Annotated in this window: 26 protein-coding genes; 9 read left to right on the top strand and 17 right to left on the bottom strand. The window is 59.5% G+C overall.

Translation table 11 applies throughout. The features are described 5' to 3' along the window. Positions 1–122: 122 nt before the first annotated feature. The 5 genes from dnaA to AC2FF7_RS16130 form a co-directional block, all read right to left on the bottom strand. Complete coding sequence (gene dnaA, locus AC2FF7_RS16150; RefSeq protein ID WP_170353743.1) at positions 123–1,508, bottom strand: chromosomal replication initiator protein DnaA; 1,386 nt, start codon at positions 1,506–1,508, stop codon at positions 123–125. Between the two features lie 560 nt (positions 1,509–2,068). Continuing rightward, the gene (gene rpsT / locus AC2FF7_RS16145; protein WP_170351928.1) at positions 2,069–2,332 is read right to left on the bottom strand and encodes a 30S ribosomal protein S20; all 264 of its coding nucleotides are present in this window, start codon (positions 2,330–2,332) and stop codon (positions 2,069–2,071) included. Positions 2,333–2,552: 220 nt separating this feature from the next. Next, the gene (gene acuK, locus AC2FF7_RS16140) at positions 2,553–3,329 is read right to left on the bottom strand and encodes an acryloyl-CoA hydratase (RefSeq protein WP_170353745.1); all 777 of its coding nucleotides are present in this window, start codon (positions 3,327–3,329) and stop codon (positions 2,553–2,555) included. Positions 3,330–3,395: 66 nt separating this feature from the next. Further along, entirely contained in the window at positions 3,396–4,247 is an 852-nt protein-coding gene (gene mutM, locus AC2FF7_RS16135; RefSeq protein ID WP_480868675.1) for a bifunctional DNA-formamidopyrimidine glycosylase/DNA-(apurinic or apyrimidinic site) lyase, read from the bottom strand. Then, positions 4,205–4,762 carry a hypothetical protein gene (locus AC2FF7_RS16130; RefSeq protein WP_496905942.1) on the bottom strand — a complete coding sequence of 186 codons (558 nt, stop codon included), beginning with the start codon at positions 4,760–4,762 and terminating at the stop codon, positions 4,205–4,207. Before AC2FF7_RS16130 ends, mutM begins: the two co-directional genes overlap by 43 nt. Before the next feature lie 288 nt (positions 4,763–5,050). Between AC2FF7_RS16130 and ubiE the strand changes: the two genes are divergently transcribed. Beyond that, on the top strand, positions 5,051–5,803 hold the full coding sequence (gene ubiE / locus AC2FF7_RS16125; RefSeq protein ID WP_170353748.1) for a bifunctional demethylmenaquinone methyltransferase/2-methoxy-6-polyprenyl-1,4-benzoquinol methylase UbiE: 753 nt from the start codon (positions 5,051–5,053) through the stop codon (positions 5,801–5,803). Further along, positions 5,804–7,333 (top strand): 2-polyprenylphenol 6-hydroxylase, encoded by a 1,530-nt coding sequence (ubiB, locus tag AC2FF7_RS16120; protein ID WP_496905941.1) that lies wholly within the window; start codon positions 5,804–5,806, stop codon positions 7,331–7,333. Between the two features lie 96 nt (positions 7,334–7,429). Here ubiB and AC2FF7_RS16115 read toward each other — a convergent pair whose 3' ends face one another. Beyond that, positions 7,430–8,605 carry an acetyl-CoA C-acyltransferase family protein gene (locus AC2FF7_RS16115; RefSeq protein ID WP_480868680.1) on the bottom strand — a complete coding sequence of 392 codons (1,176 nt, stop codon included), beginning with the start codon at positions 8,603–8,605 and terminating at the stop codon, positions 7,430–7,432. A 119-nt stretch (positions 8,606–8,724) separates the two neighbouring features. On the opposite strand from AC2FF7_RS16115, the gene AC2FF7_RS16110 reads away from it, so the two are divergent. The 6 genes from AC2FF7_RS16110 (at position 8,725) to AC2FF7_RS16085 (ending at position 14,355) form a co-directional block, all read left to right on the top strand. Then, a complete protein-coding gene (locus tag AC2FF7_RS16110; RefSeq protein ID WP_480868681.1) occupies positions 8,725–9,288 on the top strand; it encodes a helix-turn-helix domain-containing protein in 564 nt (187 codons plus the stop codon). A gap of 108 nt (positions 9,289–9,396) precedes the next feature. Beyond that, positions 9,397–10,584: a glycine C-acetyltransferase gene (locus AC2FF7_RS16105; RefSeq protein ID WP_496905940.1), complete on the top strand. Its 1,188-nt coding sequence runs from the start codon at positions 9,397–9,399 to the stop codon at positions 10,582–10,584. Further along, positions 10,581–11,531 carry a PLP-dependent cysteine synthase family protein gene (locus AC2FF7_RS16100; protein ID WP_480868685.1) on the top strand — a complete coding sequence of 317 codons (951 nt, stop codon included), beginning with the start codon at positions 10,581–10,583 and terminating at the stop codon, positions 11,529–11,531. The genes AC2FF7_RS16105 and AC2FF7_RS16100 overlap by 4 nt, the downstream gene beginning before the upstream one ends. A 19-nt stretch (positions 11,532–11,550) precedes the next feature. Next, complete coding sequence (gene tdh / locus AC2FF7_RS16095; RefSeq protein ID WP_496905950.1) at positions 11,551–12,579, top strand: L-threonine 3-dehydrogenase; 1,029 nt, start codon at positions 11,551–11,553, stop codon at positions 12,577–12,579. Positions 12,580–12,642: 63 nt separating this feature from the next. After that, positions 12,643–13,524 (top strand): tryptophan 2,3-dioxygenase, encoded by an 882-nt coding sequence (locus tag AC2FF7_RS16090; protein WP_170353754.1) that lies wholly within the window; start codon positions 12,643–12,645, stop codon positions 13,522–13,524. 3 nt (positions 13,525–13,527) lie between these two features. Beyond that, a complete protein-coding gene (locus AC2FF7_RS16085) occupies positions 13,528–14,355 on the top strand; it encodes an alpha/beta hydrolase (protein WP_480868687.1) in 828 nt (275 codons plus the stop codon). A gap of 74 nt (positions 14,356–14,429) precedes the next feature. Here the strand turns inward: AC2FF7_RS16085 and AC2FF7_RS16080 are convergent, their stop codons facing one another. The 7 genes from AC2FF7_RS16080 to pip all read right to left on the bottom strand — a co-directional run bounded on the left by AC2FF7_RS16080 (position 14,430) and on the right by pip (position 22,783). Further along, complete coding sequence (locus AC2FF7_RS16080) at positions 14,430–15,194, bottom strand: caspase family protein (protein ID WP_496905939.1); 765 nt, start codon at positions 15,192–15,194, stop codon at positions 14,430–14,432. Positions 15,195–15,500: 306 nt separating this feature from the next. Next, positions 15,501–17,975, bottom strand: coding sequence for a translation initiation factor IF-2 (infB, locus tag AC2FF7_RS16075; RefSeq protein WP_170353757.1), 2,475 nt, complete (start codon positions 17,973–17,975; stop codon positions 15,501–15,503). Between the two features lie 8 nt (positions 17,976–17,983). Next, a complete protein-coding gene (locus tag AC2FF7_RS16070; protein WP_480868691.1) occupies positions 17,984–18,607 on the bottom strand; it encodes an RNA-binding protein in 624 nt (207 codons plus the stop codon). Between the two features lie 24 nt (positions 18,608–18,631). Continuing rightward, positions 18,632–20,242, bottom strand: coding sequence for a transcription termination factor NusA (nusA, locus tag AC2FF7_RS16065; RefSeq protein WP_170755387.1), 1,611 nt, complete (start codon positions 20,240–20,242; stop codon positions 18,632–18,634). Next, positions 20,242–20,832 (bottom strand): ribosome maturation factor RimP, encoded by a 591-nt coding sequence (gene rimP / locus AC2FF7_RS16060; RefSeq protein ID WP_170353760.1) that lies wholly within the window; start codon positions 20,830–20,832, stop codon positions 20,242–20,244. Before rimP ends, nusA begins: the two co-directional genes overlap by 1 nt. A 158-nt stretch (positions 20,833–20,990) precedes the next feature. Next, complete coding sequence (locus AC2FF7_RS16055; RefSeq protein WP_480868693.1) at positions 20,991–21,809, bottom strand: ABC transporter substrate-binding protein; 819 nt, start codon at positions 21,807–21,809, stop codon at positions 20,991–20,993. Beyond that, positions 21,806–22,783, bottom strand: coding sequence for a prolyl aminopeptidase (pip, locus tag AC2FF7_RS16050; protein ID WP_170755384.1), 978 nt, complete (start codon positions 22,781–22,783; stop codon positions 21,806–21,808). Before pip ends, AC2FF7_RS16055 begins: the two co-directional genes overlap by 4 nt. Before the next feature lie 48 nt (positions 22,784–22,831). Here pip and ubiG point away from each other — a divergent pair, with 48 nt between their 5' ends. Continuing rightward, a complete protein-coding gene (ubiG, locus tag AC2FF7_RS16045) occupies positions 22,832–23,578 on the top strand; it encodes a bifunctional 2-polyprenyl-6-hydroxyphenol methylase/3-demethylubiquinol 3-O-methyltransferase UbiG (RefSeq protein ID WP_480868694.1) in 747 nt (248 codons plus the stop codon). A 2-nt stretch (positions 23,579–23,580) separates the two neighbouring features. On the opposite strand, the gene AC2FF7_RS16040 is transcribed toward ubiG, so the two are convergent. From AC2FF7_RS16040 to AC2FF7_RS16025, 4 genes are read right to left on the bottom strand one after another with little or no spacing between them, the layout of a single operon-like run. Beyond that, positions 23,581–24,021: a MarR family winged helix-turn-helix transcriptional regulator gene (locus tag AC2FF7_RS16040; protein ID WP_170353764.1), complete on the bottom strand. Its 441-nt coding sequence runs from the start codon at positions 24,019–24,021 to the stop codon at positions 23,581–23,583. A 16-nt stretch (positions 24,022–24,037) separates the two neighbouring features. Next, a complete protein-coding gene (locus tag AC2FF7_RS16035) occupies positions 24,038–24,868 on the bottom strand; it encodes a carbon-nitrogen hydrolase family protein (protein WP_480868695.1) in 831 nt (276 codons plus the stop codon). Beyond that, a complete protein-coding gene (gene grxC, locus AC2FF7_RS16030; protein ID WP_170353766.1) occupies positions 24,865–25,122 on the bottom strand; it encodes a glutaredoxin 3 in 258 nt (85 codons plus the stop codon). The genes AC2FF7_RS16035 and grxC overlap by 4 nt, the downstream gene beginning before the upstream one ends. Positions 25,123–25,159: 37 nt before the next feature. Beyond that, positions 25,160–25,858: a ComF family protein gene (locus tag AC2FF7_RS16025; protein ID WP_496905949.1), complete on the bottom strand. Its 699-nt coding sequence runs from the start codon at positions 25,856–25,858 to the stop codon at positions 25,160–25,162. Position 25,859: the final 1 nt, after the last annotated feature.

The following is a 25,859-nucleotide window of genomic DNA, read 5'->3' as shown; positions in this document are numbered from 1 at the left end:
CAAGGCGTCAAGGGCCGCGTGGCCACGTGGGCACAGTTCATGGCCGACCGTGGAGATTTTCGCACAAGAAAACGCCCCGGGCGTGAGGATCCGGGGCGTTTTGATGTTCAAGCAGATGCAACCTACGCTTCGAGTGACCGGCGCAGCATTTCCACGTCTTCGGCGATCTGGCCGTCGGTGGTTTTCAGCTCTTCGATGCGTTTCACACCATGCATAACGGTGGTGTGGTCACGCCCGCCAAAGCGACGACCAATCTCAGGCAGAGACCGGCTGGTCAGCTGTTTACAAAGATACATCGCGACCTGACGCGGACGAGCATAAGACCGCAGGCGTTTGGGGCCAATAATATCGCTCAGACGGATATTGTAGTAATCCGAAACCTTACGCTGAATTTCCTCGACGGTGATCTTGCGCTCGGACGCGCGCAGTACGTCGGCCAGGCAATCCTGCGTCAGCTCCATGTCGATCTCACGCCCTACGAGCGAGGCAAAGGCAAACAGACGAGTCAGCGCGCCTTCAAGCACCCGCACATTGGTCGAGATACGGTGGGCCAGAAACTCCAGCACGCCATCAGCGATCTGCAGATCGGGATAGGTGGTGCTGTAATGCTGAACCTTGTTCTGCAAAATGCCCAGACGCAGCTCATAGTCGGTGGGGTGCAGGTCAACGACCAGACCACATTGCAAACGCGACTTCACGCGGTCTTCCAGATCCTTGATCTCACCCGGAGCGCGGTCGGCAGAGATAATGATCTGTTTGTTCTGATCCACCAACGCATTGAAGGTGTGAAAGAACTCCTCCTGCGTGGAATCCTTGCCCGCGATGAACTGAACGTCATCGACCATGAGCACATCGACGGAACGGAACAGATGTTTGAAATCCATCATTCGACGTTCACGCAGCGCCTGTACGAACCGGTACATGAACTGTTCCGCCGACAGGTACAGAACATTCAACTCGGGGCGTTTGGTTTTCAGTTCCCATGCAATCGCATGCATCAGGTGCGTCTTACCCAGACCGACACCGCCATACAGAACCAGCGGGTTGAAAGTTACAGGCCCACCTTCCGAGACACGGCGCGCCGCAGCATGCGCCAACTCGTTGGGTTTACCGACCACGAAGCTGTCAAAGGTGAACCGGGCGTCCAAAGGCGCCGCTTGCAGTGATTCCAGCGCCTCGCTTGATCCCACGGACATTCGAGGTTCCGGTGTTTGTGCGATCTCTACCGAATTAGTTTCAGCAACATTCGCGGGCCGTGCGGTCGAATTGGCGGCAACCCGAAAGGCCAGTCGCTGGACGGTTTCTCCCGCAGTGTTCATCTCATACAGGATGAGATCTGCAAAATTCTGGCTCACGTAATTGCCCATGAAATTGGTCGGCACCGAGAAAACAGCGACACCGTCCTGGACCTCTTGGAACTGCAGAGGTTCAATCCATGTGGTGTAATTGTTCTTTCCGATCGCCTTGAGCAGTTTGTTTTGCAGTAGTCCCCATTTCTCTTGTGTCATTCAGCGCCTCACGCATCCCATTCTTTATTGGCCTGTCGGCCTTATTTCTATGTCCGGTCCCCCGGTATGCGCGTTCACTCGGACAAAGGTCTCCCACCCACCGAATCAAATAGATTCGGTGCTTTCGTCCTTGACGGCGTGCATAACCAGACGATCAGATGCCCCACAGCAGGGCATCCCTTTTTCAGGTTGCGCAACGCAATCTCAATTTTCGACAGGGCTGGAATCCTGGCCGTGCCAAGTCCCACAGCAGATCAGCAAATCGGTTGTCCCCGAGTTACCAACATTCGCCTCCAGATCATCCTGATGCCCGTCAGTCTGACCAAAGAAACAGCCTGTCCCCCCAAGCGAGTGAATCGCTGAATCAGTGGTAACAAGAGGTCGGCGGTCGCTTCAACGAAACTCTGATATTGACTCGGGTCTGAGCGCGAAAGAATCTCTCGGTTTCGTGAGGACGCGGTATTCTGGCAACAGCACAAAGGGCGCCGCACTGCGCGACGCCCCTTAAATAGTTCAGTCTTTCTTACGTGACCTAGGGTCACTGAAGATCAAATCGCGACTCAGCCAAGCGCTTTGACGCGGGCCGACAGACGCGACATTTTACGCGATGCGGTGTTTTTGTGGAAAACGCCTTTGGTGACGCCGCGCATCAGTTCGGGCTGGGCAGCGCGCAGAGCTGCGGTTGCCGCATCTTTGTCGCCGGATGCGATCGCTTCTTCAACCTTGCGCAGATAAGTGCGGATGCGCGAACGACGTGCTTTGTTGATTGCGAAACGCTTTTCGTTCTGACGTGCGCGTTTCTTTGCCTGGGGCGAGTTAGCCATGTGTCTCTGACCTTTGTTCGGTACGGTTTTATCGAAAGCGCGCCACGGAAAATCCGCACCGGATCAGAAATCACGAGTGTGAGTCGGGCCAAGCGGGCCGCACGCGCATGTATAGCGGCGTGTACTATCCAAGTTGCAGGGGTTTGCCAAGCAGATTTTGGCCGCGCACAGCAGGTATGAAACAGGCGGGCATACGCCCGCCTTTCCCCACCTTGATGGCTTACTTGTCGCGGAACTGCGCCGCGCGCTTTTCCAGAAAGGCTGCCATTCCCTCTTTCTGGTCTTCCGTGGCGAACATCGAGTGAAAGACACGGCGTTCAAACAACAACCCTTCGCTTAGCGACACTTCGTAGCTGCGGTTCACTGCCTCTTTCGCGGCAATCGCGCTCAGCTGCGATTTCTCGGCGATCTTTTGGGCTGCGGCCATTGCCTCTTCCAACAGTTTTTTGGCGGGCACGACGCGGCTGACAAGCCCGGCACGCTCTGCCTCTTCTGCGTCCATGAAGCGGCCGGTTAGGTTCATATCCATCGACTTGGACTTGCCCACAAAGCGGGTCAGGCGCTGGCTGCCGCCAAGGCCCGCAATAACGCCAAGATTGATTTCGGGCTGCCCGAACTTTGCGGTATCTGCCGCGATGATGAAATCGCAGATCATCGCCAATTCGCAACCGCCACCCAGCGCATAGCCCGCAACAGCCGCGATTACAGGCTTGCGGATGTCACTGACCCGGTCGTTGATATCCGCGAAAAGGTTCGTGGTGTAGACGTCCACAAAACTCATCTCGGACATTTCCTTGATGTCCGCGCCAGCGGCAAAAGCCTTGTCCGAGCCCGTAATGACGATGCAGCGCACCTTGTCATTCTTGTCGGCGTCTTCCAGCGCTTCGCACAATTCAGCAATCAACTGGCTGTTCAACGCATTCATTGCGTCCGGCCTGTTGAGTTTCACAAGCGCGACGTGGTCTTCGATTTCGACGATGATCGTCTCAAAAGCCATGAGGTGTAAGCTTCCGGTTGTTCCGTTCAGATACGATTCATTATCACGCGCAAAAGCTGGATCAAGTTATCTTTGGCATTGCGCGCAATAGAAGGATGAGCGACCGGACTGAGTGATTCTTTTTATGGCAGCACCGCAACCTTCGGTGCGGCAGGGTTCGCCTTCGCGGCCATAAACGTCAAAGCTGTGCTGAAAATATCCAAGTTCTCCATCAGCTTGACGGAAATCGCGCAAGGATGACCCCCCGGCCCGGATAGCGTCTTGCAGAACCTGCCGAATGATCGGAACAAGGGCCGCAACTCGGTGCACCGAAATCTGCCCGGCTTTGCGACGTGGCGACACACCGGCGCGATAAAGCGCCTCACACACGTAGATATTCCCCAATCCGGCAACGATTCCCTGATCCAAAAGCGCTGATTTGACCGGCGTGTTTTTGCCTTTGAACGCATCAACCAAGTGCTGTTCGTGGAAGTCATTGCCCAAGGGTTCCGGCCCCAGAACCGATAGCAACTTGTGGTCCTCGGCCGTTGCAGTGGGCAGCAGATCCATCGCACCGAACCGGCGCGGGTCATTAAATGTCACCCGTGCGCCATTGGCCATGTGAAATACAACATGATCGTGCTTTTCCGGCATGGGATGATCGTGAACAAATTGTCCAAGCGGGTCTCCGGAAACTGTCATACGCCCGGACATGCCAAGATGGATCAACAGGGTTTCGCCACTTCCAAGATCAGCCAGAATGTACTTTGAACGCCGCCGCAACCTGTCCACGCGCTGGCCTGTCAAGCGTTCGGCCATTCGATCCGGAAAAGGCCAGCGCAGGTCTGGGCGGTTCACGTCCGCCCGTACGATCACCACGCCTTCCATCGCGGGGCTCAGCCCACGGCGGACCGTTTCGACTTCGGGAAGTTCCGGCATGTGCTCTCCTGATTTGCTGCCAGCGCTTGTTCCAGCGCCTGCACCATTTCATCATGTCCGGTAACATATTTCAGAATACGCGCTGTCTTCCCATCTGAAAAACGCAGCACGTAGTTCCCATTGTGCCTCAATCTGATCTGGCAGAGCTTATTCAGGTCATAGGTCCGACGCTGAAACAGCGGACTCATGGTCGTCAGCTCGGCCCCATCGATCGAAGTTGAATTGGCCAGATGATAGATCAATGTGTAGATCACCAACCCAACAAGTCCCAGCTTGATCAGCACCGCAGTTTCAGCATCCTTGACGGGGATGAAGATCTCGTTCGGAGCCAGCTCGGGCCTGATGAACCCGATAAAGAACAAAACGGCCAACACCAAAATCGTAACAACGATAACGCCCGGCGTCGTGCGAAATGTCATGCGGGTCAGAGAGCGTTGTGCAGGTCTTTCGCTGCCGGCGCGCAGCATTGATTCTTCCAATATATCCTTGGGGAAATGACGTGCTGCGGCGTCCATCTTGTCACCGAACCCTTTCGCCCGATGGAATCGCATAAAAGTTTGAAAAACGGCACGAACGCGCCAGATAATAAAGGCAAATGACAGGACCACGCCTGATACGGCCACTAAACTCGAATAATTCGACATTTGAATCTAACTTCTTCTAAAACTATCTGCATCTTACACCGCGACTAAGGAAAATATGTGGCACGCCGGATGGTTCCGTGCACCTGCTACCTTTTCGCGCGATTGTCTTCCCCGCCGCGCGGCCTATAAGGATGAGCAACACAGACAAAGGCGTCTTACATGTCCGACTCCAACGACAAAACCACTCATTTTGGATTCGAAACCGTGCCCGAGGCGGAAAAAGCGGGCCGCGTGCAGGGCGTTTTCAACTCGGTCGCGTCGAAATACGACGTGATGAATGATGTCATGTCGATGGGCATCCACAGGGTCTGGAAAGACGCGATGATGGACTGGCTGGCCCCGCGCCCCGGTCAACGGCTGCTGGACGTGGCAGGTGGTACCGGAGACATCTCGTTTCGCTTTCTCAAACGCGCGGGCCACGGCCACGCCACCGTTCTGGACCTGACCGAGCCGATGCTGGTCGAAGGCCGCCAGCGCGCCGAGGCTGATCAGATGTCTGACAGCCTCAACTGGGTGGTGGGCGACGCGATGTCCCTGCCCTTCGAGGATAACACCTTTGACGTCTACACGATCTCGTTCGGCATCCGGAATGTGACCCGCCCGCAAGAGGCGTTGAACGAAGCCTATCGCGTGCTGAAGCCCGGCGGCCGCTTGATGGTGCTGGAATTCAGCCAACTGCCCAATGACGGGCTGCAAAAGCTCTATGATCTCTACAGCTTCAACGTCATCCCGCGCATGGGCAAGCTGATCGCCAATGATTACGACAGCTATCAGTATCTGGTGGAATCGATCCGCAAATTTCCTGATCAGGAGACGTTCCTGAACATGGTTCGCATCGCCGGGTTCGAAAACGCCAAATACCGCAATCTCAGCATGGGCATCGCCGCGCTTCATTCCGGCTGGAAAATCTAAATGCGGGGTCCTCACAACATCATTCGCCTGATCCGCACAGGCGCCACGCTAGAGCGCACGGGCGCCATGAACGTGGTTCTGGACGCTTTCGAAGCTCCACGCGCGCTGCGCTTTGTGGCCCACGCTCTGGGCAAGCCGTTTCAATGGCTGGGATACAAGGGCGATCCGGACATGCCGCCCGCCACCCGTGCCCTGACGGCGCTGGGTCCGGCCTATATCAAATTCGGTCAGGTGCTTTCGACCCGTCCCGATGTTGTCGGGAACGAACTGGCGGAACAGCTGCGGGTTCTGCAAGACAAGCTGCCGCCTTTTTCCCAGGCCGAAGCCATGGCCGAGGTCGAAAAGGAACTGGGCCAGCCCGTATCCGAGATCTTCGACGATTTCAGCGACCCGATCGCCGCCGCCTCAATCGCGCAGGTCCACAAGGCGAAACTGTCCAGCACCGGTGAAGACGTCGCCGTCAAAGTCCTGCGCCCCAGCATCGAGCGTGCTTTCCGCAAGGATGTGGATGCGTTCTATTTCGCCGCCCGCATCGTACAGCTCTGCGCCCCCGGTGCCCGCCGCCTGCGCCCGATGGAGGTGGTCGAACATTTCGACGGCGTCGTGCGCGGTGAACTGGACCTGCGCCTTGAAAGTGCCGCAGCCTCGGAATACGCCGCCAACACCAAGGATGACGAAGGCTTCTGGTTGCCGCCGGTGGTGTGGTCCCTGTCCGCGCGCCGGGTGATGACACTCAGCTGGGCCGACGGCATTGCTCTGGGCGACAATGACGCGCTGGATGCAGCCAGCCACAACCGCCGCGATCTGGGCGAGCGTGTACTGCGCCTGTTCCTGCTGCACGCGCTGCGCGATGGCTTTTTTCACGCCGATATGCACCAGGGCAACCTCAAGGTCGCCGCCAATGGGGATATCATCGCCTATGATTACGGCATCATGGGCCACATCGACGAATACACCCGCCGGGTATACGCAGAGATCCTCTTTGGCTTCATTCGCCGCGACTATAAGCGCGTGGCCGAGGTGCATTTCGAGGCCGGCTATGTCCCCGCCAACCAGGACGTCGACGAATTCGCCCGCGCCCTGCGCGCTGTAGGAGAACCCATCTTCGGCATGGATGCCACCCATATCTCGATGGGCCGCCTGCTGAATTACCTGTTCGAAGTGACCGAACGCTTCGGTATGGAAACCCGGACCGAGCTGATCCTTCTGCAACGCACAATGGTTGTGGTTGAAGGCGTCGCGCGGTCACTGGACCCGCATATCAATATCTGGGAAGTCGCCCGCCCCGTGGTCGAGGATTACATCAAGAAATCCATTGGCCCGCGCGCGGCCCTGCGCGATTTCGGCAAAACCGCAATGGTCTTGGCTCGTTTCGGCCCCCGTCTACCCGCTCTGGTCGAAAACGCGCTGATCGCGCAAACCCAGAAAGACGAGCCTAAAGGTTCACGCCTGTGGTCTGTCGCACTGCCCGTAACCCTCGGCGCAGCCGCAGGCGCGGGTCTTGTCCTGATCCTAACGGCGCTCAGCTAGACCTGATCCGCCTCTTCATCTGGCTAAAAATATCTTCGGGGGGAATCGTGCCAAAGGCGCGATGGGGGGCAGACAGCCCCCCACCAACATCTCAACTCAGAGACGCTCAAAGGCAATGGCGATACCCTGACCACCGCCGATGCACATGGTGACCAAACCTTTGGATCCACCAATCCGCTCCAGCTCGTACAGAGCTTTCAGCGTGATGATCGCCCCGGTTGCGCCAACAGGGTGACCCAACGCAATCGCGCCACCATTCGGATTCACCTTGGCAGCGTCCAGACCCAGCTCTTTGTTCACGGCCAGCGCCTGCGAGGCAAAGGCTTCGTTGCTTTCGATCACATCGAAATCTTCGACCGACAGACCAGTGCGGGCCAACAGGTTTTGCACCGCTGGCACCGGACCAATGCCCATCACCTCGGGGCGCACTCCGGCGTGGCCGTACCCCAGAATACGCGCCCTGGGCTTCAAACCCGCCTTTTCAGCCGCGTCAGCCGTGGCCAGAACCATCGCCGCCGCACCATCATTGATGCCCGACGCATTGCCTGCTGTCACCCGACCATCCTTCTTGAACGCGGGGCGCAGACCGGCCAGTGCTTCGATCGAGGTCGCCTTGGGATGCTCGTCGACCATGAAATCGACCATGTCGCGCTTGACCTTGACCTGAACCGGCGTGATCTGGCTTTGGAAATATCCGGCCTCAATCGCAGCAGCGGCGCGGGTCTGGCTGGTCAGGGCGAACTCATCCATTTGCTCGCGCGTGACTTGGTGCTCATCCGCGACGTTCTCAGCCGTGACACCCATATGACCGGTGCCAAAGGGGCAGTTCAGCGCGCCCAGCATCATGTCCAGCGATTTGATATCGCCCATCTTTGCACCCCAGCGCGCCTGCTGCAGGATGTAGGGGCTGCGCGACATGCTCTCAGCACCACCGGCCACGGCAAATTCGGCATCGCCCAGCAACAGCGACTGCACCGCCGATACAATCGCCTGCGCTCCCGAACCACACAGACGGTTCACGTTCATCGCGGGGGTTTCAACTGGGATACCCGCCTGTTTCGCCGCCGCACGCGACAGGTACATGTCGCGCGGCTCGGTGTTGATCACATGGCCGAACACGACGTTGCCGATCTGAGCCCCCTCAACACCCGACTTCTCCATCGCGGCTTCGGTCACAACGGTCGCCAGGTCAATCGGCGCGGTCGAGGCCAGCGCCCCGCCAAATGTCCCAACAGCCGTGCGGGCCCCATCCAGAATGACGATATCTTTCATGTCTCTTCTCCCAATTGGATTTGGCGGCACTATGCATCTGTGCCGTCAGGCTGTCCCATGGGACGTCCCGTCACAAGCAGAATTGACAACCCATCGCGAAAAGCGCATCAGATTCCGCCATGACGGAAAACACAGACGATATCCTGACACGCCTGCCCGCCCGCCTGAAAGAGGCCCGCCGCGCCAAGGGCCTGTCTCTGGAAGCCGTGGCCAATCTGAGCGGCGTGTCCCGATCCATGGTCAGCCAGATCGAACGCGGCGAAAGCAGCCCCACCATCTCGACGCTGTGGAACCTGACCCGCGCGCTGCAGGTGGATTTCGCAGGGTTGCTGGATGCCGGGCAAACCTCGGACCATATCGAAGTTCTGCGCAAGGCCGAGGTGCCCAGCATCGACAATATGGGCCAAAACTGCCGTATCCGTATTCTATCTCCGCCCGAAGAGGCTGGCGGGCATGAGGTTTATGACATCGCTTTTGACGCTGACGGCGCTTTGAACAGCCAACCTCATGCAAGGGGCGCGCAGGAACAGCTGACCGTTCTGAATGGCGCAGTGCGCATAACCTCGGGCACCGCTACCCGTGACCTGCAGCAAGGAGATACCGCCCGCTACGCGGCGGATGTCACGCATTCGATTGCTGCCGACGGTCCCGCCCGCGTCTTTTTGATTGTCAAAAACGCCTGATCTCAGAAAATCCGACTTCACGGATTTTTTTCCCAAATATTGCAATTCCCCCATTTGGGAATCTTTTCCGTTATGTTAGACGTGCGACTCACAGTAACGGAGACCGCCATGGCAGATGCATTCCTGTCCCACATCACGGACACACTTGCGCAGATCGAATCCGAGGGTCTGTATAAACGCGAACGCATGATCACCTCGCCTCAGGGCGGTGAGATTACGGTGGGCGAGCGGCAGGTTATCAACCTGTGCGCCAACAACTATCTGGGTCTGGCCGATCACCCGGCCCTGATTGACGCGGCCAAAGGCGCGATGGAGCCCAAGGGATTCGGCATGGCCTCGGTCCGGTTTATCTGCGGCACGCAGGATATTCATCGCGAGTTGGAGCAGAAGCTGGCGCAATTCCTCAACAAGGATGATGCGATCCTGTTTGCCGCCTGTTTTGACGCCAATGGCGGGCTGTTCGAGCCGCTGCTGGGCCCCGAGGACGCGATTGTCTCGGACAGTTTGAACCATGCCTCGATCATCGACGGGGTGCGGCTGTGCAAGGCGAAACGCTATCGTTACGCCAACAATGACATGAAAGAGCTGGAAGAGACGCTGAAACACGCCCGCAATGAAGGCGCGCGCCATGTCATGATTGCCACCGACGGCGTGTTCTCCATGGACGGCTATCTGGCGAACCTGCCCGAAATCACCCGGCTGGCCAAGGAATACGACGCCATTGTCATGGTAGATGACTGCCACTCGACCGGCTTCATGGGGCCAAACGGGGCGGGTACGCCGGATCATTTCGGTGTCGAGGTGGATATTCTGACGGGAACCTTGGGCAAAGCACTTGGGGGGGCAATCGGCGGTTATATCGCCGGGCCGCAGCCAGTGATCGACCTGCTGCGGCAGCGGGCGCGGCCCTATCTGTTCTCAAACTCGCTGCCGCCGTCGATCGTCGCTGCCGGGATTGAGGCCATTCGCCTTGTCGAAGAAGGTGCGGACCTGCGTACCCGGCTGTTTGAAAACGCAAATTACTGGCGGGAAGGTCTGGAAAAACTGGGCTTTGACCTGCTGCCCGGCGAACACCCGATCATCCCGGTGATGCTGGGCGAGGCGACCCTGGCGCAGGACATGGCCAACAGGCTGTTTGACGAGGGCGTCTATGTCTCGGGCTTTTTCTTCCCGGTTGTCCCTCGCGGGCAGGCGCGGATCAGAACCCAGATGAATGCAGCGTTGACCCGTGACGAGTTGGACCGCGCCTTGGCCGCGTTTGGCAAGGTCGGCAAGGAATTGGGAGTGATTTCGTGATCCTGCCCTCAGTAATCGACGCGATTGGGAATACCCCGCTTGTAGACCTGTCGCGGGTTTGTCAGCACCTAGGTCTAGATGGCCGCATTCTGGCCAAGCTGGATTACCTGTTGCCGGGGTTCTCGAAAAAGGACCGCGCCGCAAGGTCAATCATCGAACTGGCCCGCGCAGATGGCACCCTGTCAACGGGGCAGACGGTCGTTGAGCTGACCTCGGGCAACATGGGCACCGGGTTGGCGATTGTCTGCGGTATTCTGGGGCATCCTTTTGTTGCGGTGATGAGCGCGGGAAACTCGGTCGAGCGGGCGCGTATGATGCGCGCCCTTGGGGCAGAAGTTGTGATCGTGCCGCAAGCCGAGGGCAGCAAACCCGGCGAGGTTTCGGGCGCGGATTTGGCGCTGGTGGACGAGGCCGCGCAACGCATCACGGCCGAGCGTAACGCCTTCCGGGCCGATCAATTCGGCCATTCCGGCAATCCCAAATCCCACGCAACCGGCACTGGACCCGAAATCTGGGAGCAATCCGGCGGCACCGTCACGGCCTTTTGCGATTTTGCGGGCTCTGGCGGTACTCTGGCCGGGGCCGCGGCTTTTCTCGCACCGCATGGCGTGCGCTGCTACACCGTGGAACCCGAAGGCGCGCGGGCCATCGCTGGCGAAGCCATCACCAACCCCGATCACCCAATCCAAGGCGGCGGATACGCAATGGATGATCTGGTTCACCTGAACGGCATCTCATTGGCCGGGCATCTTTCCGTGTCTGGCGATGCGGCACGGGATGGGGCGCGGTTACTGGCCCGGACCGAAGGCATTTTCGCCGGCTTCTCGGCAGGTGCGAACCTCGCCGGCGCGATCCAGCTGCTGCGCGGCCCGGAAAAGGGCGGCTGCGTTGCGATTGTGATGTGTGACAGCGGGTTGAAATACCTGTCGACCGATTTGTGGGAGTAATCCGATGCGACCCAACACCATGAAAGCGCTTGAGAAATCCAAACCTGAAGAGGGCCTGTGGATGGTGCAGGCCCCGGTGCCCGAGATCGGCCCGGATGAAGTTCTGATCCGCATCAACAAGACTGGCATCTGCGGCACCGACATTCATATCTGGAACTGGGATGAATGGGCCTCGGCCACGGTGCCAGTTCCGATGATCACTGGCCATGAATTCGCCGGTGAGATCGTGGAATTGGGGCGCAACGTGACCGGTCTGGCAGTCGGTCAAAGATGCTCGGGCGAGGGGCATCTGATCACCAACGACAGTCGCCAAAGCCGCGCGGGCAAGTTCCATCTGGACCCCGGCACGCGCGGAATTGGCGTGAACGAACAGGGTGCCTTTGCCCAATACCTGAAACTGCCCGCCTTTAACGTGGTGCCGCTGCCCGATGATATCCCGGATGAGATCGGGGCTATCCTCGATCCGTTGGGCAATGCCGTTCACACCGCGCTCAGCTTTGATTTGCTGGGCGAGGATGTTCTGATCACCGGCGCTGGCCCCATCGGCATAATGGCGGCAGCCGTGGCCCGCCATGCCGGTGCGCGCCATGTGGTGATCACCGATATCAATCCCGACCGCCTGAAACTGGCCGAACATGTGGTGCCAACCGTGCGCAGCGTCGATGTCTCGAAGGAAGACCTGCGAGATGTCATCGCGGATCTTGGTATGACGCAGGGGTTCGATGTGGGCCTGGAAATGTCCGGTTCGCAAGCCGCGCTGGACCAGATGGTCGAGGCACTGGTGATGGGCGGCAAGATCGCTCTGCTGGGGATTCCGCCCGGCAAATCCCCTGTGGACTGGTCGCGCATCGTGTTCAAAGCGATCACCATCAAGGGCGTCTATGGCCGTGAGATGTTCGAGACCTGGTACAAGATGATCGCCATGCTGCAGAACGGTCTGGATGTCAGCCGGGTGATTACGCACCAAATGAAAGTCGACGACTTTGCCGACGGCTTCGCCGCGATGAAATCCGGCCAATCGGGCAAGGTGGTGCTAGACTGGACCTGACGCGCTGGATAGTTGCAAAATGACGCCTTAGACAGGTGCGAAATACCGCATCAAGGGGGCGTCATGAGCGACAAGACTGACAGATATCTGGAACGTGGGATCGAAGCATCCCTTGTGACCGATTTCACCCAGACGCACCGCAAGAGCTATGGTGACTTCCTTCAGCTCAAGACGCTGTTGAACCTGCAGAAAACCTTTCAAGACCCGGCCCAACCCGATGAGATGCTTTTCATCATCATCCATCAGGTCAGCGAGTTGTGGCTGAAGCTGATGCACCACCAACTGGTCGAGGTGCGCCACTTTCTGCAACAGGACGACTTCGGCCCGGCAATGAAAAACCTTGACCGGGTGAAGGCAATCCAGCGGCAGTTGATCGCCGCGTGGGAAACCTTGCTGACCATGACCCCGGCCGATTACATGACCTTCCGGCAGGCCCTTGGCAGCTCATCGGGGTTCCAAAGCTATGGCTACCGCCAGATCGAGTTCATTCTGGGCAACAAGGACGCCGCGACCCTGAAAGTGCACGCACATGACCCCGAAGTGATGCAGATGCTGACCGCCGCGCTGACCAAACCTTCGCTCTATGACGAAGTGCTGCAGATGATGGCGCGGCAGGGATTTGATGTTCCCGATGACCTGCTGAACCGCGACTATGCGCAGCCCTATTCAGGTGATCCGCGTGTTGTGAAACTGTGGGTGCAAGTGTTCCGCAACACGGACAAGCACTGGGATCTGTATGCGCTGGCCGAAAAACTGATGGATGTGGAATCGCTGTTCCAACGCTGGCGCTTCGACCATGTCACCGCGGTCGAGCGTGTAATTGGAAACCAACCCGGCACTGGCGGGTCCAGCGGCGTGTCCTTCCTGCGCAAAGCCTTGGATTTGCGGTTCTTTCATGATCTCTACGATGTGCGCACCGAATTGATGTATGCGGATCAGGAGTAGCCCATGCTGTACCGAGGTTTCACCCAAGCCGAGTTGGATCAGGAATACTCTCCCCGGTCGATGATCGGCGGCGACTTGACACCCTATCTGAACAGTTACGCCGCGCTCAGTGCGCAGTACCGGGCGCAGATGGATGTGATCGGCAACGTTTCATACGGGGACAGTACCGCACAGGTTCTGGATTTCTTCCCCGCGAAAGGCGCAGGTGCGCCACTGCATGTGTTCATCCACGGAGGATATTGGCAAGCCCTAAGTCAGCGCGAATCGGCAATGATGGCCCCTGCGTTGGTTGAAGCCGAGTACTCCTTTGCGACTCTCAATTACACACTGGCCCCAGATGCGCGGATCGGTGACATGATCGACGAGTGCCGAAACGCCCTGCTTTGGTTAGCCGCCAACGCGCCTGACTTGGGGTTTGATCCGTCACGAGTCACCCTGTCCGGCCACAGTGCAGGGGCGCAACTGGCGAGTATGGTCATGGCGACCTCAGCCGATGCGCTGGCCCTCGCGGGGCTGCGGGTGCGCGACGTGATCCTGATCAGCGGCGTCTATGATCTGGAACCGATCAGTCTAACGCCTGTGAACGAACCCTTACAACTGACACCAGTTGAGGTGCACGACCTGTCGCCCATCCGACACCTCCCGGCCCCAGGCCCCCGCTATCGCGTGACCGTGGGTGAGCGCGACACACCCGAATTCATCCGTCAAAGCCGAGACTATGCCGAGTTGCTTCGAAAGGCCGGGCATTCGGTCAGTTTCGATCTGCAAAATGGGGTGCAGCATTTTGACATCATCATGCATCCGGCAACGTTCTTGGCAGCACCGCGTTAGGGATACGGTCGGGGTTTGGGATAAATTCGGTAACTATCTGCCTAGCCCTGACGTGCTGATCACGGCTGTTTTCCCTATTGCGACGCTGTTGGGTCTTTCATACCGATCGTTATATTCAACGACGACCGTGCCCAAGGGGTCTGGATGCCATCCGTTTCACTTATCACATCCGTGCGCACGTCTTCGAACATCTGTTCCAAAGGACGGCCCGAGGTTCTGATGGCACGCGCAATCGCGGCGGTGTAAGGGCTGTTTGTTCCGGTCCCGTCCAAGGCAACTTCGCCGGGCCCTGTCGCATACGCGATCAGATTGTTGGTGCGCGCAGTCATACGTGCAAGCCCGTCACCCACATCCAGATTCACGTCCGCTTGGCCACCAAATGGATTGTCGCGACAGGCATCCAAAATCATAACGCTAACCGCCTGTGGTGTATGAATGCGGTCCAGAACCCATTCTGCCGGAACAGCTTGGCCTGCAATGTCGGCCTCGGACTGAATGTTTACATCAAGGGGAAGAAGGTAGTTGAAACCATCACTGCGTACGCCGTGCCCCGCGAAGTAGAATACAGCCAGCGCCTCGGAACCCGCCGCACGTACCTTGCTGGCAAAAGTATCAACTTCACCCGTCATCTCATCAAGGCTCACATCCGTCAGCGTCGTGACCTCAAATCCTGCGCGCCGTAACTCATCGCTCATCAGGCGCGCATCGTTCACAGGATTATCAAGTGCCGGGACACTTGTGTAACCGGCATTGCCGATCACCAAAGCAAACCGTTCGTGCGCAGCAGACGGCCCAACGGACAGCGCGATGAAGAAGAGGAATACCGCAAGAAAACGCATCAATTGAATCTCCGAGTTATATTAAACCAAAGACGTCAACCGATCTCTTCCCGGCCGATAGCAGTTGCACGTTCTCGGTCTTTACGCGTAACAAATCAGACCCAGGCATCCAGTGTCTATATGTTTAGGACAACTACGCCTCGCCCTGTCGAATTCAGGTGAGTGTTGATTGGAACAAGAGCAAGGATGCTTTGCTTGAGTGCATTAAATGTACCCAGAAAGCCCCGAATTTCTTCGCTGCAACCCCCAAAAGAAAAACAGCGGTCCCAAAGGACCGCTGTTTTCTGATTTCTTTACCGTAGCGGATCAATCCAGCGTCCGCGTGACCTCTTCGCGCTCGAAGATTTCGATCACGTCGCCCGCGCGGATATCGTCGTAGTTTTCGAACGCCATACCGCATTCCTGACCCGACTGAACCTCGGCCACTTCGTCTTTGAAGCGCTTGAGCGTCTTCAGTGTGCCTTCGTGGATCACCACGTTGTCGCGCAGCAGGCGGACGCCCGCGGAACGACGGGCCACACCCTCGGTGACCAGACAGCCAGCAACCTTGCCGACGCCGGTGACCTTGAAGACTTCGCGGATCTCGGCGTAACCGATGAACTTTTCGCGGATCTCGGCGCTCAGCAGCCCCGAGGCTGCCGCTTTCACGTCATCCACGAGGTCATAGATCACCGAGTAATAGCGGATTTCCACACCCTTCTGGTTCGCAGTGTTCCGCGCCGAGGCGTTCGCACGGACGTTGAAGCCGAGGATAGGTGCACCGGATGCTTCGGCAAGGCCGACATCAGTCTCGGTAATCGCACCAACGCCCGAATGCAGCACGCGCACGCGCACCTCATCGTTGCCGATTTTCTCCATCGCCTGAACGATGGCCTCAGCCGAGCCCTGAACGTCTGCTTTCATCAGAATTGGCAGTTCGTTGACGTTCTCGTCTTCCTTGGCCTTCTGCATCAGCTGCTCAAGGGTCGTTGCGGCGCCAGCGGCAGCACGTTTGTCCTTGGCGGCCTGTTCGCGGTATTCGGCGATCTCACGGGCCTGTGCTTCGGTCTCGGTCACGTTCAAAACGTCGCCCGCTTCGGGTGTGCCGTTCAGACCCAGCACCTCGACCGGAACCGAGGGGCCAGCTTCCTTCACGCGGTCGCCCTTGTCGTTGATCAGCGCACGGACCTTACCGTATTGCTCACCCACAACGAAGATATCGCCCTGACGCAGCGTGCCGGTCTGAACCAGAACGGTGGCGACGGGGCCACGGCCCACATCCAGCTGCGCCTCGATCACGGCACCTTGGGCGGCGCGGTCGGGGTTGGCTTTCAGTTCCAGAATCTCGGATTGCAGCGCGATGGCCTCCAGCAGCTCATCCAGACCCTGACCGGTGATAGCAGAGACTTCAACGTCCTGAACCTCACCGGACATTTTCTCGACGATCACTTCATGCTGCAGCAGATCGGTACGCACCTTGTCCGGATTCGCATCTGGCTTGTCGACCTTGTTGATCGCCACGATCATCGGCACGCCGGCCGCTTTGGCGTGGTTGATCGCCTCGATCGTCTGGGGCATCACGGCGTCATCCGCCGCAACCACCAGAACCACGATATCCGTGACCTGAGCACCGCGCGAGCGCATCGACGTAAACGCCGCGTGGCCCGGAGTGTCCAGGAAGGTCAGCGTGGTGCCGCCTTCGGTTTTCACCTGATAGGCGCCGATATGCTGGGTGATGCCCCCGGCCTCACCGGCAACAACGCGCGCGTCGCGGATTGCGTCCAACAGCGAGGTCTTACCGTGGTCAACGTGACCCATGATGGTGATGACCGGCGGACGCGGCTGCAGATCGTCTTCGCTGTCTTCGACCTCTTTGATGACGTCTTCCACGTCTGAGTCCGAAACACGTGTGACCTTGTGGCCAAATTCTTCGATGATCAGTTCCGCAGTGTCAGCGTCGATGGTCTGGTTCTGCGTGACCATCATGCCCATCTGCATCAGCGATTTGACAACGTCAGCCACACGCTCGGCCATACGGTTGGCCAGTTCCGAGACCATGATCGCCTCGGGCAACTGAACGTCGCGGATCACCTTTTCACGTTCAACCGAACCACCCATGGCTTTCTGACGCGCGCGCTCTTGCTTGCGCTTCATCGCAGCCATCGAGCGTTGGCGGTTGCCCTCGCCACCAGTGGCCTGACCCAGCGTCAGCTTGCCCGAACGGCGGTTGTCGTCGCGGCCTTTGCCACGACCACGCTGATCACGCTCGCGGTCCTGCTTGCGCGGAGCAGCCGCAGGCGCAGGCTTGCTGGCCGGGCTGCGGGCCGCTTTAGGCTCTTCCGGGGCCGGGGCGGCAGCCGCGCGTTTGGCAGCTTCTTCTGCCTCTTTGCGCTTGCGCTCTTCCTCTTCGGCCTTGGCGCGGGCTTTCTCTTCGGCCTCGCGCTGTTCGCGTTCCTTGGCTTCCTGCTCGGCACGGCGACGGGCGCGTTCTTCTTCACGCGCTCTTTCAGCAGCCTCGCGGGCGGCGGCCTCTTCGGCCTCGCGCGCCTTGGCGGCCTGCAGCGCCTTCATCCGGCGTGCCATTTCGGCGTCGGAGATCCCGGCAGGACGGCGCGACGGATCGCCCGAGGGCGTTGCTCCGCCACCCGGCTTTCCGGCACCCGGCTTGGGGACCACCACGCGTTTGCGTTTGGTTTCCACCACGACATTCTTGGTGCGTCCGTGGCTGAAACTCTGTTTCACATTTCCGGGGCGTGCCCCGCCACGAAGACCCAATGTCTTTTTGCCGTCACTATCGCTCATAAAGCTTCTTACCCTTCCGTGCGGCCCTTGCCGCCGTCATCCGTTTCGCGCAAGCCACGCAGGCGCTGCGCTTCCTCTACAACACGTTTGGCGAGTCCGCCAGAGGCCAGCGCCGCATGAATCACGGTTTGGCGCCCAAATGCCGCCCCCAACTCGTCCGCTGTCAGCCATCCGATGTATTTTCCGAAGTGCGGCGTGCTGAGTTTCGACTTGCCGCGCCCCGATCCATCGCTGGCCTGAATCAGTACCTGAGCCTCTTCCCGGTCCAGCCACGTCTTGACCTTTTCATACCCAGCGACCGCGTCACCGGACTTGCGCGCCAGGCTAATCAACTCGATCACCCGCCGCGCGACTTGCTTTTCAACCTCATCCGCCAGGTCCGTTTGCGCAGTCGCCTGCGTCTTGAACCCGCGCGAGAACAGCTTTTTGCCAACGGCCTCGTCCAGCGCGGCGCGATCCGCCGCCACATAGACCCCGCGCCCCGGCAATTTCGCCGCAACATCGGGAAAGACCTGACCGTCCGGACCCATTACAAAGCGGATCAGCCCATATTTGGGCTGAACCTCGCCCGTGGCGATGCACTTGCGTTCGGGTCCGTCCGACCGATCCTTATGGACGCCACCGCGACCCATGTCAGCAACCCCGAGGCCCTGAGATCAGGCCTCGGCCTCCTCTTCGACTTCGGCTTCTTCGTCCGCCTGCTCCAGCTCGGCCGGATCAACCCAGCCCAGCATGATGCGTGCCGTCATGACCAAATCCTGTGCCTCTTCCAGCGTCACGCCGAAAGGCTCAAGTACACCATCATCCTTGATGCGCTCGCCGTCGACTGTGGTCCAGCCACCGGCCAGTTCCCAGTCGGCGCAGGTGGCGAAGTCTTCCAGCGTCTTCACGTCATCCTTGGCCAGCGCCTCTACCATCTGGGGTGTGAGGCCTTCGAATTCAATAAGGCTGTCCTCAGCGCCAAGCGCGCGGGCGGCATCCAGGGCCGCCTTGGCCTGTGCTTCCAGGAATTCACGCGCGCGGGTCTGCAATTCCTGCGCGGTGCCTTCATCGACGCCGTCGATCACCAGCAGCTCGTCGATCTCGACATAGGCGACCTCTTCAAGGTTCGTAAAGCCTTCGGAAACCAGCAATTGCGCGAAGAATTCATCCAGATCCAGCGTCTCCATGAACAGCTGGGTGCGGGCTTCGAATTCCTTCTGGCGACGTGCCGATTCCTCGGCCTCGGTCATGATGTCGATGTCCAGATTGGTCAGCTGGCTGGCCAGACGCACGTTCTGTCCGCGGCGGCCGATTGCCAGCGAGAGCTGCTCCTCAGGCACCACAACTTCGATTTTACCGGCTTCTTCGTCCAGAACCACCTTAGAAACTTCGGCAGGCTGAAGCGCGTTCACAAGGAAGGTCGGCTGATCTTCGTTCCACGGGATGATGTCGATCTTTTCACCCTGCAGCTCGTTCACAACGGCCTGCACGCGGCTGCCGCGCATACCAACGCAGGCACCGACGGGATCAATCGAACCGTCGTACGAGATCACAGCGATCTTGGCGCGCGAACCGGGGTCGCGGGCCACGGCCTTAACCTCGATGATGCCGTCATAAATTTCCGGCACTTCCATCTTGAACAGCTCGGCCATGAATTCCGGCGCAGTGCGCGACAGGAAGATCTGGTGGCCACGAACCTCGCGGCGAACCTCTTTGATGTAGGCGCGCACGCGGTCGTTGGGGCGATAGCTTTCGCGGCCGATCTTGTCATTGCGGCGCAGAACAGCCTCGGCACCGCCTAGATCGACGATGACATTGCCAAATTCTTCGCGCTTGACCGCACCGTTGATGATGGTGCCTGCGCGATCCTTGAACTCTTCGTACTGGCGATCACGTTCCGCTTCGCGGACCTTCTGCAGAATCACCTGTTTGGCGGATTGCGCCGCGATACGGCCCATTTCAACCGGGGGAACTTCTTCGACGAAGACGTCACCAACCTCGGGGTTTTCCATGTACTGCTTGGCTTGTTCGACGGTGAACTCGGCCTGATAGTTTTCCAGCTCTTCATCCTCAACCACGGTGCGGACGCGGGTAAAGGTCGCCTTGCCGGTCTTGCGGTCGATGGACACGCGGATGTCCATCTCGGCGCCGTAGCGGCTCTTGGCGGCACGGGCGAGCGATTCTTCCATCGCTTCGACAACCAGACCGGGGTCGATCATCTTTTCGCGGGCCACGGCCTCGGCGGTCTGCAGCAGCTCCAGCTGGTTGGCTGAGGTGATTGCCATCAGTTCGTCTCCTCTTCGGACCCTTCGGTCTCAATCTCGTCGAAAGCGTTTTCGTTCAGGGCACCGGCGTCTTTGCGCTGGCGCAGCATTTCCTTGATCAGGTCATCGGTCAAAACCAGCTTGGCGTCGCTCAACCAGTCGAATTGCAGACCGATTGTGATCGTCTCAGACCCTTCGGGGATGTTGATCAGAACCTCATCCCCTTCGATCCCGGCCAATTCGCCCTTAAAGCGGCGACGGCCGTCGATCAGCTCGGCGGTTTCGATCTTGGCCTCATAGCCTTCGAACATCTCAAAATCCTTGAGACGGGTCAGAGGCCGGTCGATACCGGGGCTCGACACCTCAAGCGTATAGGCGTCCAGAATCGGGTCCTCGACATCCAGCGAAGCGCTGACGGCGTTGGAAATCTCGGCGCAGTCATCCACTTCGATGCCGCCATCGGGCTTATCGGCCATGATCTGCAGCGTGGTGGTCTTGCCGCTCATCAGGCGGATACGGACAAGCTCATACCCCAGATCCTCGATCACGGGGGTGATGATCTCGGCCAGTCGCCGGTCGATGGCTGCTTTGGCTATCAGGTCGTTTGTCATTCAGGTCTCTACCCTTCAATCGGGCACAAAAAAACGGGCGCGCGGCCCGTCGTATTTTCCGGTGGAGCCTTGGACCAGAAGTCCAACGCGCCGCTGTTGCAACTGCATATACGCAGGAGTTGCCGAGTCTGCAACCCCCGGCGTGAAACGTGATCAGGTCAGGCCAGCCACCACCGTTCTGCAATGCGCCCATCGTCCAGCGCACGCCCCCCGATCTGGCGCGGCATTCCCACCTGTCCGGCCACGGCCAGCGCCATGTCGTCCTGACTGGGGTGGTACCGCAGGCCGCGCTGATCCTTCAGGCCATCGCTGTCGGGCAGCGCCGCCACGTCCACATAACCGTCACGCAACGCCTCGGCCCGAACTTTGGCGTCAGGGATCACAATAACCTCAAGCGCATCGGCCCAACCGGCCTGTCCGTCCTTGTAGTGATCCGACACCCGGCGGCCAAGAAAATGCCGATCATCCTCGGCCCGTTCCACCCGGTAGCATCCGGTGCCATTGGCGGTGTGCAAGGGCGTCACGCCCTGGCCATCGCGCGTGATGACGAACCGCGTATCGGCCAACAGGAAAGGCAAGCCGGGATTGGCCTCGGCCAGCTCCAGCCGCACCGATTCCGGCGTCAGAGCTTCAGCCCGTCCGACCTGTTGCAGCACCGACACCACATCCGCCACATTCAGCGCCGCACCGTCATGAAATGCCACATCATCGCGCAGGTCAAAGCTCCAGACCCGCGCATCCGCATCCGTGTGCCACCCGGTCGCCAATTCACCCCGCAGGGTGCCATCGGGCGCGATCTCGGTCAGGGTATCAAAGACAGCCCCGCGCGCCACCTGTTCCAGACTGTCATCGCGCGGTACGGCAAGTCGCAGCGTTCCGCCCTTTTTGGGCGTATCCGCCAGCGAGGCCCCCGTGGCCGCCAGCAATGCCGCCGCAGCACCCGAGGCGAATAAAGCACGACGGTCCATCCGGGTCATGCGATCCCCTCCGCCACACGGTCCATGATCCGCACCAGCTCGGCGCTGATGCCGGGCTCGGACAGGGCATGACCTGCCTGACGCACCATCTTCAGCTCGGCATTTGGCCAACGCTCGGCCAAAGACCACGCGGCCTGCGGCGGGCAGATCATGTCATAGCGCCCCTGCACAATATGGCCGGGGATATGGGCGATCCGGTCCATCTGATCCAGAATCTGCCCATCTTTCTCAAGGAAAGCCCCATGGGTGAAATAGTGATTCTCAAGCCGCGCAAAGGCGCGCGCGTATTCTCCGGGGCTTTCGCCGGTGGACCCGTGCGAATGAATCGACGCCAGCGCATTTTCCCACGCCGACCATGCCCGCGCATACAGGATTTCCGTCGCACGATCGCCCGAAAACAGGCGTTTGTGATAGGCACCTATGGTGTCCGACAGCTCATCCTCGGTCAGCAGAGCGGTGAATTTCGCCCATTGCTCGGGCCAGAACTTGCCCGCGCCGCCGCCATAGAACCAATCCAGCTCGGCCTGCGTCGCCAGAAACACACCGCGCAGCACCAGCCGGTTCACCCGGTCCGGATGCGCCTGCGCATAGACCAACGCCAGCGTCGCGCCCCAGCTGCCGCCAAACACCGTCCAGTCGTCGATATCCAGCAACGTCCGCAGACGCTCGATGTCATCCACCAGATCCCACGTCGTGTTGTCCACCACCGAGGCATGCGGCCGCGACCGCCCGCACCCGCGCTGATCAAACAGAATCACCCGAAACACACGCGGATCGAAATAGCGCCGCATCGCCGGGCTACACCCGCCACCGGGGCCGCCATGCAGGATCACAACTGGCAGCCCTTCGGGATTGCCGCATTGCTCCATATAAATACGGTGCCCGTCGCCCACATCGACCATCCGCTGATCGAACGGGTCGATCGGCGGGTACAGATATTGAACTGCGCGCTTTTGGTCCGGGTACTTATCCATTAGGGCCCTATATAGTCTTTAAACGTAAAAGAGCACACGGAGACAGGAATGCAAGCGCATCCGAACACGGTGGACCCGTCCGAGATCGCAAAATTCGAGGCGATGGCCGCAGAATGGTGGGACCCCCATGGGAAATTCAAACCCTTGCACATGCTCAATCCGTGCCGTCTGGACTATATCACACAGCAGATTGCCGGTGAATTTGACCGTGACATGACGGCTGCGAAACCTTTCGAGGGCCTGCGCCTGCTGGATATCGGCTGCGGCGGCGGGCTGTTGAGCGAACCGATGGCGCGTCTGGGCGCGACGGTCGTGGGCGCAGACGCCGCCGAGCGCAATCTACCCGTCGCCCGCATTCATGCCGAGCAGTCGGGGCTTGAGATCGATTATCGCCACACCACCGCCGAGGACATGGCCGCCGCGGGCGAGCAATTCGACGTGGTGCTGAATATGGAGGTGGTCGAACACGTGGCCGACCCTCTGGGTTATCTCACCGCAACACAACAGTTGCTGATACCCGGCGGGTTGCAGGTATGTTCGACCATAAACCGCAACCCAAAATCCTATGCGATGGCCATCTTCGGGGCCGAAGTCGTCATGCGCTGGCTGCCGCGCGGCACGCATGAGTGGAACAAGTTCATCACCCCCGATGAGCTGTTCGACCTGCTGCGCCAAGCCGGGCTGGAGCCAGTGGACCGCAAGGGGTTCGTCTTCAACCCGATCCTGTGGAGCTGGTCGATCTCGGACCGCGATCTAAGCGTGAATTATGTGACGGCGAGTGTGAAGCCAGGGTGAGGCTACTCCCCCTCCAACTGCAACCTCAAATCCCGCAGCACGGGCAACGTGCTGCGCACCCGCTCCAACCCTAACTCTCCGACCACGCGGTTGATCAGCGGCGCAATCGAGGAAATCGCCTGATCGCGGGCGCGGCGACCGGCTGGGCTGATGGCGACCATCTTGCGGCGGGCGTCGTCCCAGTCGGGACGGATGTGGATGTATCCGGCCCATTCCAGCTTGGCCAAAGTGTTGGTCATCGCCCCACGCGTCACGTGGAAGGTGCTGGCCAGTTGCGCCGGGGTGCGTTCATCTCCGACAAACACCAGATGGTTCAGCACCGAGAAATGCGAGATTTCCATGCCCTTGGGCAGCACCCGGCTTAGTCGGTTGCGCAATAGCTGGTCGGCGGTCAGGATCTCGCTGAACAGCGTGACCGCAAGGGCATTGGTGTCGTCCGTCATTGGGTCCGGCTCTGGATCAGGGGCCGTCAAAAGCCCGCAGGTGCGTCAATGAGGGCACGCGGCGGCGCGCCTCTGTCACAGAACTATCATCCAAATCGAAAATGTGAATGCCCGGATCGGTGCCTGCGTCGATGACGACCTCTCCCCATGGGGCCACAACCATGCTGTGACCGTGGGTGTGGCGGGTCTTGCCACGGGTTTTCGGATGCGCGCCGGTTTGCGCCGGGGCCAGTACCCAGGCTCCGTTTTCAATCGCCCGTGCGCGCAGAAGCGATTCCCAGTGCGCCTTGCCGGTGACCGGCGAAAATGCCGCCGGAACGGTCAGAATCCGCGCCCCGCCCTGCGCCAAGGCGGCAAACAGATGCGGAAAGCGTATGTCGTAGCAGATGGCCATGCCGACCTTGCCGAAATCAGTGTCAGCAATCACCGCCCGGTCGCCGGGTCGGTAGTTTTTCGATTCGCGGAAGGTCTCGGAGTCTGAGACCTGCACGTCGAACATATGGATCTTGTCATAGCGCGCCACGATCTGCCCCTGCGGGTCGATCATGTAGGAACGGTTGGCAAAGCGCCCATCGGCGTCATGCGTCTTGATCCCAAGCGAGCCGATCAGCAGCCAAACACCCAGCGCGGCGGCCTGATCGCGCAGGCCCGCCAGCGTCTGGTCGTCTTCCTCGTGCTGCAGAACCTCGCGCTGGCGCGTGGTGGAATTAGACACACAATTCGTCACCTCGGGCGTCAGAATGAACTGCGCGCCCTGCCCGGCAGCCTCGGCCATCAGGGCGCGCACCATGTTCAGATTATAAGACGGATCATCCGACGAGGTGATCTGCAGCAGCGCAGTCTTCATGCCGCCAGCAGACGGTCCAGCTTGCCCTGACGGTCCAGCTCGTACAGGTCATCGCAGCCACCCACGTGCTGGGTGCCTATGAAGATTTGCGGCACGGTGCGTTTGCCGCCCGCACGTTTGATCATCTCGGGCTTGCGCTTGGGGTGCATCAGAACGTCGACCTCTTTGAACTCGACGCCTTTCTGTTTCAGCAGGCGTTTGGCGGCGTGACAGAAGCCGCACAGAGGCGATGTGTAAATCTCAACCGGTTTCATAAGTCGTCCCTTCGGGTTTCGCGTAATCCTGCGCGAATTAGGTATCCTTGGCAACGCGCGCTAGGGTCAACACGAAAATATGATTTGCGCCCGACGCAAGACAGACTCGCGCACAAGCCGCCAGCGTCGCGCCCGAGGTCATCACGTCATCCATCAACAGCACATCCCGCCCGTGCATCCGGTTTAAGCGTTTGGGATGCGGCGCAATAGCGTTTTCCAGCGTCTCGGCCCGCTGCGCGGCGGTTTTTCCATCCAGAACCGGGGTTTTGATGCATCGGATCAGCAGGTCAGGGCAGACCTCAAGCCCCGTGTGCCACCCCAGATGCTGCGCCAGCAGGGCCGACTGGTTATAGCGCCGTTTCAACAATCGGGACCAATGCAGAGGTACCGGGGCCAGCAACATATCGTCGCGGAACAAATCTCGACCCGCCTGCGCCATCCACCGCGCCGCCGGACGTGCCAAGTCCGGCCTGTCGCCATGTTTCAACGCAAGGATCAGCCCCCGTGCCTTACCATCATACAACAGCGCCGAGCGTCCGTCCTGCCATGGTCGGGGCGTTTTCATACAGTCGTCGCATTCAATACGGTGGCCATCTGCCTCACCAGGCAGGGGCATTCCGCAGCTTTCGCAGACCACCCCTCCGATAAAGGGCGTGTCGCGCCAACAGGGGCCGCAGAGGCCGAAATCGGACTCGGTCAGCTCTCCACACCCTATGCAGCGGGGTGGATAGATCATC

The sequence above is a fragment of the Ruegeria sp. YTSC325 genome (assembly GCF_059609525.1).
This window is presented reverse-complemented; position numbering and strand designations above follow the sequence as displayed.

Coding starts and splice junctions, on each gene's coding strand:
- dnaA (WP_170353743.1), bottom strand. CDS start 1,508: ATGACACAAGAGAAATGGGGACTACTGCAAAACAAACTGCTCAAGGCG.
- rpsT (WP_170351928.1), bottom strand. CDS start 2,332: ATGGCTAACTCGCCCCAGGCAAAGAAACGCGCACGTCAGAACGAAAAG.
- acuK (WP_170353745.1), bottom strand. CDS start 3,329: ATGGCTTTTGAGACGATCATCGTCGAAATCGAAGACCACGTCGCGCTT.
- mutM (WP_480868675.1), bottom strand. CDS start 4,247: ATGCCGGAACTTCCCGAAGTCGAAACGGTCCGCCGTGGGCTGAGCCCC.
- AC2FF7_RS16130 (WP_496905942.1), bottom strand. CDS start 4,762: ATGGACGCCGCAGCACGTCATTTCCCCAAGGATATATTGGAAGAATCA.
- ubiE (WP_170353748.1), top strand. CDS start 5,051: ATGTCCGACTCCAACGACAAAACCACTCATTTTGGATTCGAAACCGTG.
- ubiB (WP_496905941.1), top strand. CDS start 5,804: ATGCGGGGTCCTCACAACATCATTCGCCTGATCCGCACAGGCGCCACG.
- AC2FF7_RS16115 (WP_480868680.1), bottom strand. CDS start 8,605: ATGAAAGATATCGTCATTCTGGATGGGGCCCGCACGGCTGTTGGGACA.
- AC2FF7_RS16110 (WP_480868681.1), top strand. CDS start 8,725: ATGACGGAAAACACAGACGATATCCTGACACGCCTGCCCGCCCGCCTG.
- AC2FF7_RS16105 (WP_496905940.1), top strand. CDS start 9,397: ATGGCAGATGCATTCCTGTCCCACATCACGGACACACTTGCGCAGATC.
- tdh (WP_496905950.1), top strand. CDS start 11,551: ATGAAAGCGCTTGAGAAATCCAAACCTGAAGAGGGCCTGTGGATGGTG.
- AC2FF7_RS16090 (WP_170353754.1), top strand. CDS start 12,643: ATGAGCGACAAGACTGACAGATATCTGGAACGTGGGATCGAAGCATCC.
- AC2FF7_RS16085 (WP_480868687.1), top strand. CDS start 13,528: ATGCTGTACCGAGGTTTCACCCAAGCCGAGTTGGATCAGGAATACTCT.
- AC2FF7_RS16080 (WP_496905939.1), bottom strand. CDS start 15,194: ATGCGTTTTCTTGCGGTATTCCTCTTCTTCATCGCGCTGTCCGTTGGG.
- infB (WP_170353757.1), bottom strand. CDS start 17,975: ATGAGCGATAGTGACGGCAAAAAGACATTGGGTCTTCGTGGCGGGGCA.
- AC2FF7_RS16070 (WP_480868691.1), bottom strand. CDS start 18,607: ATGGGTCGCGGTGGCGTCCATAAGGATCGGTCGGACGGACCCGAACGC.
- nusA (WP_170755387.1), bottom strand. CDS start 20,242: ATGGCAATCACCTCAGCCAACCAGCTGGAGCTGCTGCAGACCGCCGAG.
- rimP (WP_170353760.1), bottom strand. CDS start 20,832: ATGACAAACGACCTGATAGCCAAAGCAGCCATCGACCGGCGACTGGCC.
- AC2FF7_RS16055 (WP_480868693.1), bottom strand. CDS start 21,809: ATGACCCGGATGGACCGTCGTGCTTTATTCGCCTCGGGTGCTGCGGCG.
- pip (WP_170755384.1), bottom strand. CDS start 22,783: ATGGATAAGTACCCGGACCAAAAGCGCGCAGTTCAATATCTGTACCCG.
- ubiG (WP_480868694.1), top strand. CDS start 22,832: ATGCAAGCGCATCCGAACACGGTGGACCCGTCCGAGATCGCAAAATTC.
- AC2FF7_RS16040 (WP_170353764.1), bottom strand. CDS start 24,021: ATGACGGACGACACCAATGCCCTTGCGGTCACGCTGTTCAGCGAGATC.
- AC2FF7_RS16035 (WP_480868695.1), bottom strand. CDS start 24,868: ATGAAGACTGCGCTGCTGCAGATCACCTCGTCGGATGATCCGTCTTAT.
- grxC (WP_170353766.1), bottom strand. CDS start 25,122: ATGAAACCGGTTGAGATTTACACATCGCCTCTGTGCGGCTTCTGTCAC.
- AC2FF7_RS16025 (WP_496905949.1), bottom strand. CDS start 25,858: ATGATCTATCCACCCCGCTGCATAGGGTGTGGAGAGCTGACCGAGTCC.